Source organism: Methanococcoides sp. (assembly GCF_030594565.1).
GTDB classification, from domain to species: Archaea; Halobacteriota; Methanosarcinia; order Methanosarcinales; family Methanosarcinaceae; genus Methanococcoides; species Methanococcoides seepicolus.
In genome coordinates, this window is record NZ_JAUVEY010000043.1 from 1 (window position 1) to 14,090 (window position 14,090).

Genomic DNA, 14,090 nt, shown 5'->3' on the forward strand with positions numbered 1-14,090 from the left:
TGAACTGTCTGATAAAAACGAAGAGCTAATGACAGATATCGTCGAACGCAAGCGGGCAGAAGAGATGCTGCAAAAAGCAAACGAGGATCTTAAATCCCTTGATAAAATGAAGGACGAGTTCATATCAAACGTAAGTCATGAACTCAAAACACCTCTTGTTTCTATAATCGGCTACAGTGGACTTGTAGATGATAAATCGTTAGGTGAGATCAATGATGAGCAAAAAAAGGCCCTGAATACAGTTTTACGTAATTCTGAACGACTCAGGCATTTGGTGGACTCCTTATTATTCATAAGTAAAGTGCAGGCCGGAGCTATTGAATATGCATTTGAGAAAGTTCAGATTGAAGAAATTATTGATGACGTGATCCACGATATGCTTTTGGAAATTAAGAAGGAGCATTTATCACTCGAAAGAAATGTACCGGGTGATTTGCCTCTGATAAATGGGGATAAAGGCAAATTGACCAGCATCTTGACCAGTCTTTTAGACAATGCGATCAAATTTACACCCTCTGGGGGTTTGATAACATTATCCGCAATTGAAGAAGATGAAAGCATACATATTATAGTAAGCGATACTGGAATCGGTATTAAAAAGGGGTTGATGCCCAATCTGTTCCAGAGGTTTTATCAGGTTGATGCTTCAATCAGGCGCAGGTACGGGGGAACCGGGTTGGGGCTGTATATCTGCAAAAACATTGTTGAAGGGCATAAAGGAAAGATATGGATCGAGAGTGAGGAAGGTAAAGGTACAACAGTTCATGTGACATTGCCGAAGTGAAAGATCCAGCTCTTTAGTATTAAACTGCTCTGGGCTTAGTTTTAAGATTAAAAGTGAGTTTAATATAAAAATTTTAGAAAATTATGTGATTTTGGCTCTGTAGAAATCCCCTACCCTAAATTCAACAAATCTTCTATAAATCTAATAGTAATTCCCATGTATAGGTTTAAAACAAAAAAAGACAAGGAGATGAATGGTCTTTTTCTAACAAGTACTTAAATTTCATCTATTGATAAGCTCACGACCAAGTCCAACCAATACACTTTTTTCATTTAATTTTGCCCTTGTAAATTTGGTTTCTGCCAGGACAGTGTTTCCGTCATATGATTCCATGGGTATATTAGAGATAGCTTTTTTTCCAGCCATAATATCTGCAAGCACTGAAGCTGCTTCAAGTGCCTTATTTTGTGGATAGAGCTTAAGGAGGCTCATGCCAATCAATTCATCTTTCACATAGCCCATAAGATCGTCGAAATACTGATTAGTGTAGAGTATGCACCCATCCATACCAATAACAAAAAAAAGATCTTCCAAAGAATCGATCAGATATTGGGAAATATCGGTGCTTTTTACCACTTGTGGCCTATCCCTGATATTACCAATAATTGACCCTGCCTGCATAGAAACAGTTTCGATGGAACTGCGAATATCTGACGGGATCTCAGATTCACTATGGGATGCCAGAAACAGCACAGCCACGATCTTCTTGTTATGTTTGATCGGGACTATTGCCATAGCTTTCAGATCTTCGTAACTTAGATCTTCATCTTTATTTAATGCATTTATCTCAGAGTATAACTTATATATTGGGTATTCTGTGGTGAACAATTTGCCATTAATTGATTTAGGATCGTAATACCGTGTGCTTTTTACAAAATTGGCGGATAATCCGCGGTGTGCCACTATGCTTAGTTCCCCTGTCAGATCATCCACAAGATACAATGCCCCACAATCGATCTTATCTATCTGCAATGTAAACTCAAGAAATTGTTCAAATACGCTTTTCATATCTCCTGTGGGGCTGAAGAAATCTCCGACCTCGGCTTCAATATGAATGAAATCATTTACATTCTTGCGATCGGTAATATCGACAATAATACCCTGAATGTATTCCACATCCCCCCTTTCATCGCGTTTGTAGATAGATCTTTCATCGACCCATCTAATTTCTCCTGATTTTGTAAATATCCTGTATTCGTATGAGAAATCTATTCCCGCCAGATTGCATCGCAATACTTCCGCTTTTACATTTTCAATGTCTGAAGGGTGTATTAGATCCCCATACAATATATTCCCGGAAATAAAATCTTCTACGGAATAGCCAAATTGGGATATATTCTCTGAAACGAATTCCACCGGCCAGTCATTTTCAGGTCGCCATATAAATATGACCGTAGGGCTATTGTTAATTACATTTACCAAAAGTTTCTGCATTTCCAGTAATTCAAGAAGCTCCCTTTCCCTTTCCTTTTGTTCCCGGATATCCCTTATTATTGCCATATATGCCGGTTTACCCTCGTGTTCGATGATGGATGAATTAAGTTCAGCAGCTATCTTCTCGTTGTCCTTAGAAATTAGTTCTACTTCGTACTTACGAGGTGAAGTCCAGTTCTTAGCCATGTCACCCCTGAAACGTTCGCCTATCATCTTGCGATATCCTTTTGAAAAGAATTCCGAGAAATGCTTACCAATTGCCTCATCTTTTTGATAGCCTGTTACAGACCTAAATTTTGGATTTGAAAAAGCGAGACTGTCGTTTTGAACGATGACGATCATGTCATCTCCTTTTTCCACAAGTGTGGAATATTTTTTTTCGGAGTCCTTAAGTTCTATTTCAGCACGCTTTCTCTCGGAAATATCTCTAATGGTCATGACGACTGCAGGCTTAAATTCATGGTGAATATATGAAAAACTGATCTCTGCAGGAAATCTGTTACCCTGTTTTGTTAAAAACTCTGCTTCACTATTACGGCGGACATTCATTTTGTCATTTAAGGTCTTGTTGTACCTTTTTGAGATCATGCGCTTATAATCGACAAGCACATGATCCAAAACCTGTCCACCCAGTAACTCTTCTCTTTCATATCCCAGAAGTTCACATATTTTAGAATTTACAAATTTTAGAGTATCATCCTGTACAATTATTATTCCATCATTTCCCTTTTCTACAAGTGTGACATATTTCTCCTCTGATATCCTAAGTTCCAGTTCGGCATTCTTATGTTCAGTAATGTCAAGGACAAGACCCCGAATGTTAATTATGTTGCCTTTATTATCACGTATCAGAAGTGATCTTTCTGCAACCCAGTGCAATTTACCAGACTTGCTTATTATTCTGTATTCCAGATCAAGGAACTGCTCATCTTTATTTTCCCCACATTCTAATAACGCAGAGTTGATCTTATCAGTGTCTTCAGGATATATTATGTCACCATACATCATTTTTCCAGATGAGAAATCTTCTTGTGAATATCCATATTGATCGATATTCTCTGAAACGAATTCCACTGCCCAATTGCCTACAGGTTTCCATAAAATTGCAAATATACGGCTATTTTTGTGGATCCATTTCAGTCCAATGTTCTCTAAGTTGGATTTCATATTGATGGCATCCTTACGTATGGCAATATCATATTATCTTTATATATTATATATAAATGTGATAAACCAAGTTTGCTACTTAAAATAAATATAAGTGTTCTTAGTTTAATTGAGTCTATCTGAATTTTCATTCTAACACAAATTAATACAACGATTTATTTTTATTAGAAGCATTTTCATCAACTCATCAAACTGGTCTGACAGGCGTTTCAGGAACAAAACAACGAATACCAAAGCCTTCAAGTTCTTCGCCTATGTAGTATATGGAAGGTTTGTGGGATGTTATGTTCATGTAAGCCTGCAGTACATCTATTACTTTACTTCGTGCTCTCTTTATTCTGCTGCATCTTATATTCCGCTGCCAATTCCACATATAATGCTGCATTTTCCTTTATCATGGCAACATCTTCCGGTGTGGCTTCCCTTCTGACCTTTCCGGGAACTCCTGTGATAACGCTGTTAGGCGGGATTTTCTTTCCTGAGGGAACAAGTGCATTGGCGCCAACGATGGAATTCTCTCCAATCTCAACCCCGAAAAGAATTGTGGAATTCATGCCAATGAGCACATTGTTCCCGATCTTGCAGCTATGCAATACTGCTCCATGGCCTACGGATACGTCATCTCCGATCTCGACTCCGAAGGGAGGGTCGGTATGGATCATGGCATTGTCCTGGATGCTTGTACGGTTTCCTATATGTATCCTGTCCAGATCCCCTCGGATAACCGCATTGAACCAGATGCTTGATCCATCACCTATAATTACATTTCCTATTATATCTGCAGAATCTGCAATAAAAGCAGTTTCAGCTATAAGAGGTTCCTTGTCTCTGAATTTTAATAGCATGTGTTTCACCTGATCAGATCGTTCTGTTCTATCTGTGGAATATCGAACTATTTAGTCCTATGGATTGCAACAAGTTCGTCTTACAAATAATATATGAACTCCGATCTATGAAACAATTTTCGATATTTGCATATTTTATAATGAACGGGAGATAAGGTGATCGAAAGGTTCATTGCATGGAGTTGTATAGGATGCAATGTACCTCTGGAGGAGGTATATATCTAGGCAAGTACACTTTTTTGTTAATATATACACCAAATTTTGTATGTTATTTGTGTAAAATATGGAAATTGAAAGAGTTTTACAAGACCAAAAAGAAAAAGGTAAGCAAAAGAACCAAGTTGAAAATAAAAAGGAATAAAGTGCTGGCACTAACCTTTCAATCCTCTCCCGGAGCACCAGCGTCTTGAATCTTATAATGCTTAGACCTTTTCTGAACTTATAGCTTTGATAATGGAATAAACCATTGCAATCATCACGAACATGAATGGGAAAGCCGCTACAATGGCCGCGGTCTGCAACGCAACTAGCCCACCTGTCACCAGAAGAACAGCTGCCACCGAGCCCAAAATGATACCCCAAATGGCTTTTACACTGTCCTTTGGCTTTAAGCTGCCATTGGAAGTGAGCATGGCTATAACATAGGTCCCTGCATCTGCTGAAGTGACAAAGAACCCGGCAACCAGGACGATAGCAATAATTGAGGTTATCGATGCCAGAGGATAGTTGGCCAATGTAACAAATAAGGCAGATGCTACGTTTTGCGAAACAGCCTCAGCAATGCCACCATTACCAAACAATTCTATTTCAAGGGCAGTCGAACCGAAAATTGCCAACCACAGGAAACTGAATGCAGTCGGAACTATAAGGACCCCGATAACAAATTCACGAATGGTTCTGCCTCTGGAAATTCTGGCAATGAACTGGCCTACGAAAGGTCCCCATGATATCCACCATGCCCAGTAGAACAGAGTCCAGCTACCAAGCCAACCGCTTTTTATTACAGGATCGGTCCACAAACTCATGGACAAGATGTTTTGTAGATAAGACCCGGTCGTATTTGTTAACATGTCAAATATGAATGTCGTAGGTCCAAATACAAGGAGGAATCCCATCAGTATCAAAGCCAGATAAAAAATTCTTTCAGCAATGAACTGGATCCCTTTTTCGATACCTAAAACAGCTGCTCCGGTGAAGATGATTGTCATTACACCAATGATCAACAAGTGAACAAGATCAGAATCAGGTGTATTGTATAAGAAATTCAGACCACTGCTGATCTGCAGGGTACCCAGACCCAAAGACGTGCTCAGGCCGAAAATTGTGGCAAATACTGCCAGGACATCGATAACATGGCCTATTGGCCCATGTATGCGATCTCCCAATATAGGATAGAAAACGGAGCTGATAAGAATTGGAAGACCTTTACGGTGCTGGAAATAACCCAAAGAAAGGCCCACAAGGCTGTAGATAGCCCATGGATGCAAACCCCAGTGGAAGAAAACATAACGCAGAGCCAACGTGGCTGACTCCGGGGTTTCGGCAGACCCGAAGGGGGGAGATGTAAAGTGTGTTATGGGTTCTGCAATACTCCAGAAAACAAGACCAATAGCCATACCTGAAGTAAACAGCATGGCTATCCACGAAAATGTGCTATATTCTGGCACATCATCGTCTTTACCTAACTTAATGCTTCCATATTTGCTCAAAGCAATCGCTATTACAAAAATCAAAAATCCAAAAACTGCAAACAGGTATAACCAACCGAATTGATCGATTATAAATCTCAGTGCAAGATTAGAAACAGATCGCATGGAACCAGGAAATGCTGCCCCCCAGATCACAAACAGTATGGCCAATCCCAAGGAAGAATAAAAAACTGCAGGATTGAAATTACACGCTTCCTTATGTGGATCACATGCCAATTTTTCTTTGGTCATCGTACAATATCCCCTTTAGCAAAACTAAATATTATCAGTCTAATTTTCAATGAATTTTTTAAGCAGATAATTTACATAATGAGTTTATGCCACTTAAGTATTATAATGAACCCTAATGTACAGCTTCATTCTTCCAGAAGAAGATAACCTGTTAAGAAAAGTGCGGGGATATAGGTAACGTTAATTTTTTGTACGCTAAATTTTTACTAAGTCGATTTTAGAATGTACAATCCAACAAATCTAAAATTATTTTGTACTTGCCAAAAAACCAGAACGTTGATTATCGTGCTTTATTGCAGTATTTGCCCATGCGTATTTAATCCTAACACTATTATCTTTATAAAAAAACATGTTAAAACATGGATGAATTTATTAGTTAAAATCAGACCATAGTGGGATTGAAATCCATATACGTTGTCGATAGTATCGATTGATGTGGTCGGTATACTGTAGGTCTCTTTCTTTTTGATGCCATTAACATATGCAAACGCAAGAATTCAATAATCATGTAAATATTTAATAATGAAAAGTTCCTTGTGTATGTTTATACCAGACACATATCTTCATGGGCGAAGGTATGTGGTCATTATCTGCAATTAATACTGGTAAAGCGAGATTCACTCCATTCTATATGGCAAATTGATAAAGGGATGAAATGAAATATTCAAAGACTGTCCAGAAAGGACTGGACTATATTGCAACAATAAGTGCAACTGAACTATCTCCACTTGAGATCAGAACATTGTTGTCCAAAACAGTGACCAAGAACTATGATGTAGTGCATGATATAATGGAAGCTGCCAGAACGGAAGGACTAGTTGAGAAGAGGGATGGTACTTATCATTTCTGTCTTGAATCACATGCCTTGGAATTCTACAAACCTAAAATCGTTTTCAAAAAAGAAAGCAGTAAATGTCGATGTTGTGGCAGGTCCATGAATGAATGCTGGTATGTCGAACTAAAGTCTGGAATAATTGGTCCATACGGTTCTACATGTGTCAGGAAGCTGTACCTTGAACATCTATTTGAAGATGAATGATCTTCAATTCATTTTTAAGTATGTCCAAATGGATTCCATGTTCATCTTTTTTTGTGAAGGCTTTGATATGCACAATGGATGGTCATTGCTGGATCAGATTCGAAGTTCATTAAACTTTAAGTAGAAATGACGACATATTTCTAATTATTAGTAAGTGGGGGATCAAGTGGATACATATACGATCGTAGAAATCATCTTAAGATCAATTGCCAGTTTATTCACGATAGTGGGAACGATCTTAATAACGTATGGTGGCTTAAGATCAACGTACAAGCTGATCATGCTTGAGATATTTAAGAAAATATATGAATATAATGAGATCCGAAGGGATTTAACTAATAGAATAATATTCGGACTCGAGTTTTACATAGCAGCTGACATTCTTGAGACGGTGTTAGCTCCCACAACTGAAGAACTTATACTTTTGGGTGCAGTCGTAGGTATCAGGACTGTTTTGGGATATTTTTTGGGTAAAGAAGCAAAAGAGTACCCTTTGGATTAAATCAATAGAATGTTTTCAAAACAATGACATGAAATGACATTCAGAATCGTCTTTGATCTCATGATCCTACCAACAAGAGCATATACGTAAGCTGTTAATGAAAAATGGGTATTATAGTTAAAAGGTGATAACATGAGTTTTAATAATATTTTAAAAGGGGAATACACGGAAGCTGAGAATGTGATGCTCGAAAAGCATGTTCCAACTATCGTGATCCTAAGTGGTCATGGTGGAGATGGGAATGACTTAGTTCGGGTTATCGTGGGCAAAGAGGTTGCGCATCCAAACACAATTGAACACCACATCGCATGGATAGAACTCTATGGTGTGAAACAGACAGGGGAGTCAGTAAACCTTGGCCGGATGGTCCTTAGTCCAGGTAACACTATACCGGACGTTAGCTTCAAGATCGAACACATCGAGGAATTTAAGTCATTCTGTGCTCTTGAATACTGTAATGTTCATGGTGTATGGGAAGGTAGCCTGGATATAACTGATCTCTGATCGATGTCACTTTGATAGCAAAATTGATTTTGTTGAGTTTTCGAGATTATTCTCGATAAAGACAAGATCATTTTTATCTATTTTATTTGATTTTTCATCTTTTTTTTAGATAAAGTCGAAAACCTTTTTTATAAGTTATTTTATTTATTACTTCCACATAATATCGCTGGGGAGTGAAAAAAATGCTACAATTAGAAATACGCAGACATTTTCTACTAATATTTCTAATTCTTTGCTTAACTGCTCTGATATATGGTAATCTCCCTTTTGATAGCGACCCAATGAACATTTCCGTACAACAGGAAAACCAAACGATCGAGAATATCCTGTTTGATGAAATATCCCTGGCTCTTGATGCTTCTGAAGTCCGCATAACCGGAGTGAGCTACTATAAAGATATCGATTCTATTGTCATCGGATTTGAAAAAAAGTGGCTTTATACTAATCCTGATCTAAAAGCTTCAATGGTAGATTCTGTTTTCACAGCTACTTCAGTAATTGTCACACATCCGGAGGAATTAGCTGGTAAAAAGATCGTTTTCACTGGAAATGCAATAAGGCGGAATGGAATGGGAGATCAGAACATGGTGAAGATCTTCCAGACCGAGATAGCATTTGATGATGCTCTTTATGTTGATTGGGATGAGTTCAACGGTCCTGGAGGACAAAAGGAGCTTAAGAATGCCAGTTTCGAATATGTGTGGTGGCATTCTACTCTTTCAGCTGGAACATAAGATATGCAGGTATCTTTATGATCTTATTACTGATCAGCAAGTCTGTTATTTCCAAAGAATTTGAAGGTCATGACTCCAAATATAGTGGTTATAATGAGAAAAAGAACTCTTTCTGCGATTGAAAATGGTGTAAAGTTCGTTAAGAGCGTACCGGTTACCAAAGTGTTGTGAATTTCTGCGAATATGCCCAAAGCAAAGTAAGATAATATTATAGTTCCAAATATAGAATATTCTACTTTCATGTATGGTACCCCCATCAATAAATTGACAATTTTATGTCTATATTATCCAATTGATAACTTCAACATGCCATACAACAGTCCATAAAATTTGCCTAATGCATTATAAACATTTCGATTTTATATTGTTCAATATTTCCTGAAATTATGATCAGTTAAAAAAATTAATAGCTTTTGATCTTGAAAAATAATGCATAGATCTTATCGAACGCAATTTTACGCTGTTAACAATTACTCAAAACCTTTATGTTGAATGTGTTTTAAGTCTAAACTGTAATTAATATCGATAGACGTAAGTATTAGACATGTATTCTGATTTGCAATACGGTCTACATTTATTATCTGTTAACAGTCTACGAAGTCTGGAATTCTTGTACTTCAATATAAAAAAGAGATCTCTTCAAAACGATCGGAGGAAATATGCTCGAGATAAAAGATCTTACAGTAGAGATTGGCGGAAGGAAAATCCTTAACAAGGTCAATCTCAAAGTGGAACAGGGCAGCACGACTGTCCTTTTTGGTCCAAATGGTGCTGGCAAATCTGCTCTTCTCATGACGCTTATGGGATTTAGTGGTTATGATATTGTGAGTGGGCAGATATTGTTCAAGGGAGAGGATATCACCCATCTTTCAGTGAATGAAAGGGCTGAGCGTGGTCTTGGGATCATGACACAGAGGCCACCCAACCTTACCGGTGTCAAACTTAAGGATCTGGTCAAGGTAATAAGTAATGACCATAGCTTCGATACAGATGCTGCTTCTAAGAAGCTGGATATGGAACGCTTCATGGACCGGGATGTGAATGTCGGTTTTTCCGGTGGTGAGATTAAAAGGTCTGAACTGTTGCAGCTTTCCGCACAGAACCCATGCCTTTACTTGCTCGATGAACCGGAATCAGGTGTAGATCTTGTGAGCATAGAAGAGATCGGTACGACCATCGATGAGTTGCTCTCAAGCAGATCGAAATGTTCCGTGGACCATTACAAGAGAGGAAATTCTGCACTTATTATAACACATACAGGTCAGGTTCTCGATTACGTTGAACCGGACGTGGGATACATACTCTGTAATGGTGTTGTCATGTGCAGGGGCAACCCGCGTGAAATGCTTAAGGAAATAAAAGCACATGGATATCAGGAGTGTATAAAATGCAAACAGGCAACTCTCTAAAGGAAAAGGCTGAGAAGGCCATTGAAAAATCTGCAATGTATGGAGAGGATTTCGACCTTAACGAATTCGAGGTTGCTGCAAAGGAAGTGCCGCAAACAGAGGATCTTGAGGACCTTGATGATGATTTCAAGCAAACACTTCTGAACGTTGGTGTGTTGACTGATGATAAGGAACGCTCAGGCAGTTTCCTGATGCTTGATAACGCAGTTTCCCACTCTTCACTTAAGGATCCCAACATTGAGTTGATGTCACTTCATGAAGCCATGGAAAAGCATGATTGGCTCAAGGATTATTCCTGGAAACTTGTTTCAGTGGATGCTGACAAGTACACCGCAAAGAGCTATCTTGAAGATGCTAACGGTTATTTTATCCGTGCACCTGCCGGACAAAAAAGCTCCATGCCTGTACAGACATGTCTTGTGATGGGGCATAAGGACGTTGCACAGACCGTTCATAACATCCTTATCGTGGAAGAGGATGCAAAGCTCGATGTCATTACAGGTTGTACTACCAAAAAAGGTGTTGAAAGAGCAATGCATCTTGGTATCTCTGAAATATATGTCAAGAAGGGCGGTGTTCTGAACTTTACTATGATACACAACTGGGCGGATGATGTTGGTGTCAGACCAAGGACAGTTATCCATCTGGAAGAAGGAGCATCGTTCGTTAATAATTACATCCTTTTAAAGCCTGTAAGATCAATTCAATCCTATCCGACTGCGATACTTGATGGGGAAGGGGCATTTGCAAGATTCCATACCATAGCTGTTGCTCATCCTGGATCAGAGCTCGACCTTGGCAGCAGGGTTCTGTTCAATGCACCCAACACAAAGGCCGAACTTATCTCAAGAACCATCACAACAGGCGGTAAGGTCATTGCCAGAGGCGAAATGGTGGCAAATGAACCGCATTGTAAGGGTCACCTTGAATGTCATGGTCTTGTCCTTAAGGATGGAGGTACACAGCTTGCCATTCCGGTCCTTGAAGCAAATGTGGCAGATGTAGAACTTACTCACGAAGCCGCTGTTGGAAGGATCGCCAGAGAACAGGTCGAATACCTGATGGCACGCGGTCTTTCAGAAGAAGATGCAGTGGGAATGATCGTACGTGGTTTCCTCGATGTTGGTATTACAGGTCTTCCTGAAGAGCTGGCAAAAGACATTGATGATACTATTGCACAGATCGGAAAGGATGCTGTTTAATAAGCATCCTGTTCCTTTTTATTTAGATCTTGGATCTTACACGAGTCGTTCTTTCTTTTTTTAATTCTTTGAAGTTACCGATAAAACGAATTTAACTATTTTTATAATTTCTAAGCAATTGATTCATTTTTGGTTGATGCATAGTGAAAAAAATGCTGGCAACCAAATGTATAAATATTCTAAAGTTCACTTTGTATTGGGCTTTCAACGGTCGATCCGTCAATGCTTGATTATGCGGATGGCATCGGGTTGAACGAGTGGCAGATACTTCGCTATGTTCGGTTGCCGAATGCTTATCCCGCTATTTTTGCGGGTGTTAAGTTCGCTTTCATTCTCATCAATAGTATTGCTATTCTCACGGCGTATATCGGAAGTGGTGGCCTTGGCGAGCTAATATTTCAAGGACTTGTTGCATTCAATAATGAGAAGATCCTCGCAGGTGCTATTCCGGCGATTCTGATAGCGATAGCATTTGATATTATATTTACCAGAATAGAAAGAAAGCTCACACCACATTACAGGAAATGAGCTTTCAAGATAATCTTCTACTGGCTCTGCATAAAAAAATACCAAAATCAAATATATAAGCTGGAATTGGGATTATATTCCAACATTATGCAACATATCATATTTTTTTAAAAAATGGTTTGTGTTCGAACATCGAGGATTTCTACAGAACCCCTGTCCTGATATTTTAAGTATAATCACGTGTTTTTACGGTTGGTTTTCATTAATGGATATATCAGGAATCATCAAGATCATCAGTTCTTCACGTGGCTATGAAGGTCAGATAGTTCACGTAGAGAATATTTTGCCACGGGATGCGGAATTCGGTTCGGTCGAACTTAAACCTTTGATACGATATGCTCTTGCTGAGAAAGGGATCAAAGAACTTTATACTCATCAGGCTGATGCTGTAAAAGAGGTGCTGGACGGTAAGGATATAGTGCTTTCCACCAGTACTGCCAGCGGGAAATCGTTGTGTTACATGCTTCCTATCTTTGAGACGTTGATGGATGATCCTAATGCAACTGCTCTTTATATTTCTCCTTTGAACGCTCTTGTGAACGACCAGCTTGAGAGTTTTGAGAGGTTCAGGGATTCCATGGGAATCGATCTCAATATTAACAAGTTCATCGGAACAATGCCCCCTGAGGAGAAATCCGCAGTGAAGTATGGAAATCCGCGTATCCTTTTTACAAATCCTGAAATGGTGCATTTGAGCTTTTTACAGTGGAAGCAGCAGTGGAAGAAGTTCCTCTCGAACCTCAAATATATAGTTCTTGATGAGAGCCACACTTATAGCGGTGTCACAGGGATCAATATGGCCAACCTCTTGAGGAGACTTAACCGCATTTGTGACCATTATGGTTCAAGTCCGCAGTATATCTGCTGTACTGCGACCATTGGAAATCCAATGGAACATACTTCGGCCTTGATAGGCAAGGATGTTACTTTGATAGATAATGACGGTTCCGGCAGAGGTGCTCAAAAGTTCATGTTCTGGAACCCACCTCTTTATTCCCGATCAAAGAATTTCACTGTTCGGAAAGCGAGCTTTGGTGACACTGTCAATATCTTCACTACCTTCGTCCAGAACGATCTTCAGACCATTGTCTTTACAAGGGCCAGACAGAAGGTCGAAAAGATGTTCGTGGAGGCAAGGAACCAACTTGAAGGCCGAGGTGTCCAAAGGACCATAAGCTCTTACAGAGGCGGCTATTATGGCGATGAGCGTGAGGCCATCGAAAAGGGATTGTCAAGAGGGGAGATAGCAGGCGTGATCTCGACCACGGCCCTTGAACTTGGTATTGACATCGGTGGTCTGGATGCCTGTATTATCGATGGATTCCCGGGCACTTTGATGAGTGCGAGACAGCAGGCAGGCCGTGCGGGTAGGGGCAGCAGTGAGAGCATTGTTGTTCTGGTCGCGGATTCTAATGCCCTTGATCAGTATTATATGAGGAATCCGGGAGATTTCTTCGTTAAGGAGTGCGAGCGGGCTGTTATCAATGTCTCGAATAGGAACATTCAGGCCGACCATTTGCTCTGTGCAGCAAAGGAGCTGCCTTTAAGGGATGAGGATGAGCGTTATTTCGGTGAGGAGTTCAAACGAATAGTCGCTGCCCTTGAGGAAGAAGGTTTACTTGAAGGCGGTTTTGAGAAGCGTTCCCTGGATGGCGGGACGCATATGCGTGTCCATATCAGAGGCACTGACAGCAATGGTTATACTATTTTTGAGAAAGGTTCCCGCAAGCCCCTTGAGAAGGATATCGACAGGTTGCGTGCTTATCGTGAGGGCTTTAAGGGTGCGATTTACATCAATAAGGGTACTCCGTATTGTGTGACGAAACTGGACCATGAGAAGAGTATAATTCAGGTCGAGAAAGCGAGGGATGCGTATTATACAAGGGCTCAGGTAACCTCTGATATTGCTGTTCGTGATGTTATAGATAGCAAGCCCCTTTCCACTTTTGATGGTGTAAGTGTTGGTTTCGGCTATGTGGAGGTCATCCAGCAGGTGACGGGA

13 protein-coding genes and 1 pseudogene are annotated in these 14,090 nt (G+C 39.8%); 9 read left to right on the top strand and 5 right to left on the bottom strand.

Annotated features, from left to right (window positions below; translation table 11 throughout):
* A partial coding sequence (locus QAS77_RS05220; protein WP_305064371.1) for a sensor histidine kinase occupies positions 1 to 784 on the top strand: 784 nt, incomplete at its 5' end.
* Positions 785 to 1,006: 222 nt separating this feature from the next.
* Here the strand turns inward: QAS77_RS05220 and QAS77_RS05225 are convergent.
* The 4 genes and pseudogenes from QAS77_RS05225 to QAS77_RS05235 all read right to left on the bottom strand — a co-directional run bounded on the left by QAS77_RS05225 (position 1,007) and on the right by QAS77_RS05235 (position 6,170).
* The gene (locus tag QAS77_RS05225; protein ID WP_305064372.1) at positions 1,007 to 3,385 is read right to left on the bottom strand and encodes a PAS domain S-box protein; all 2,379 of its coding nucleotides are present in this window, start codon (positions 3,383 to 3,385) and stop codon (positions 1,007 to 1,009) included.
* Positions 3,386 to 3,677: 292 nt separating this feature from the next.
* Positions 3,678 to 3,722, bottom strand: a pseudogene (locus tag QAS77_RS11600) (hypothetical protein); the annotation flags it as partial.
* Complete coding sequence (locus QAS77_RS05230) at positions 3,703 to 4,230, bottom strand: gamma carbonic anhydrase family protein (RefSeq protein ID WP_250869401.1); 528 nt, start codon at positions 4,228 to 4,230, stop codon at positions 3,703 to 3,705. The gene QAS77_RS05230 and the pseudogene QAS77_RS11600, both read right to left, overlap by 20 nt.
* Before the next feature lie 422 nt (positions 4,231 to 4,652).
* A complete protein-coding gene (locus tag QAS77_RS05235; RefSeq protein WP_305064373.1) occupies positions 4,653 to 6,170 on the bottom strand; it encodes a glycine betaine uptake BCCT transporter in 1,518 nt (505 codons plus the stop codon).
* 655 nt (positions 6,171 to 6,825) lie between these two features.
* Here QAS77_RS05235 and QAS77_RS05240 point away from each other — a divergent pair.
* From QAS77_RS05240 to QAS77_RS05255, 4 genes are all read left to right on the top strand, one after another.
* Positions 6,826 to 7,209 carry a DUF5830 family protein gene (locus tag QAS77_RS05240; RefSeq protein WP_305064374.1) on the top strand — a complete coding sequence of 128 codons (384 nt, stop codon included), beginning with the start codon at positions 6,826 to 6,828 and terminating at the stop codon, positions 7,207 to 7,209.
* Between the two features lie 166 nt (positions 7,210 to 7,375).
* A complete protein-coding gene (locus QAS77_RS05245) occupies positions 7,376 to 7,711 on the top strand; it encodes a DUF1622 domain-containing protein (protein ID WP_305064375.1) in 336 nt (111 codons plus the stop codon).
* A gap of 132 nt (positions 7,712 to 7,843) precedes the next feature.
* The gene (locus QAS77_RS05250; RefSeq protein ID WP_305064376.1) at positions 7,844 to 8,215 is read left to right on the top strand and encodes a desulfoferrodoxin family protein; all 372 of its coding nucleotides are present in this window, start codon (positions 7,844 to 7,846) and stop codon (positions 8,213 to 8,215) included.
* 281 nt (positions 8,216 to 8,496) lie between these two features.
* Positions 8,497 to 8,949 (top strand): hypothetical protein, encoded by a 453-nt coding sequence (locus QAS77_RS05255; RefSeq protein WP_305064377.1) that lies wholly within the window; start codon positions 8,497 to 8,499, stop codon positions 8,947 to 8,949.
* A gap of 26 nt (positions 8,950 to 8,975) precedes the next feature.
* Here QAS77_RS05255 and QAS77_RS05260 read toward each other — a convergent pair whose 3' ends face one another.
* Complete coding sequence (locus QAS77_RS05260) at positions 8,976 to 9,191, bottom strand: hypothetical protein (protein ID WP_305064378.1); 216 nt, start codon at positions 9,189 to 9,191, stop codon at positions 8,976 to 8,978.
* Between the two features lie 417 nt (positions 9,192 to 9,608).
* On the opposite strand from QAS77_RS05260, the gene QAS77_RS05265 reads away from it, so the two are divergent.
* The 4 genes from QAS77_RS05265 to QAS77_RS05280 form a co-directional block, all read left to right on the top strand.
* Positions 9,609 to 10,358 (top strand): ABC transporter ATP-binding protein, encoded by a 750-nt coding sequence (locus tag QAS77_RS05265; RefSeq protein WP_305064379.1) that lies wholly within the window; start codon positions 9,609 to 9,611, stop codon positions 10,356 to 10,358.
* On the top strand, positions 10,337 to 11,560 hold the full coding sequence (locus tag QAS77_RS05270; RefSeq protein ID WP_250868945.1) for a SufB/SufD family protein: 1,224 nt from the start codon (positions 10,337 to 10,339) through the stop codon (positions 11,558 to 11,560). Before QAS77_RS05265 ends, QAS77_RS05270 begins: the two co-directional genes overlap by 22 nt.
* Before the next feature lie 195 nt (positions 11,561 to 11,755).
* Positions 11,756 to 12,088, top strand: coding sequence for an ABC transporter permease subunit (locus tag QAS77_RS05275; RefSeq protein ID WP_442920360.1), 333 nt, complete (start codon positions 11,756 to 11,758; stop codon positions 12,086 to 12,088).
* 205 nt (positions 12,089 to 12,293) lie between these two features.
* On the top strand, positions 12,294 to 14,090 hold a 1,797-nt coding region (locus QAS77_RS05280), incomplete at its 3' end, for a DEAD/DEAH box helicase (RefSeq protein WP_305064381.1).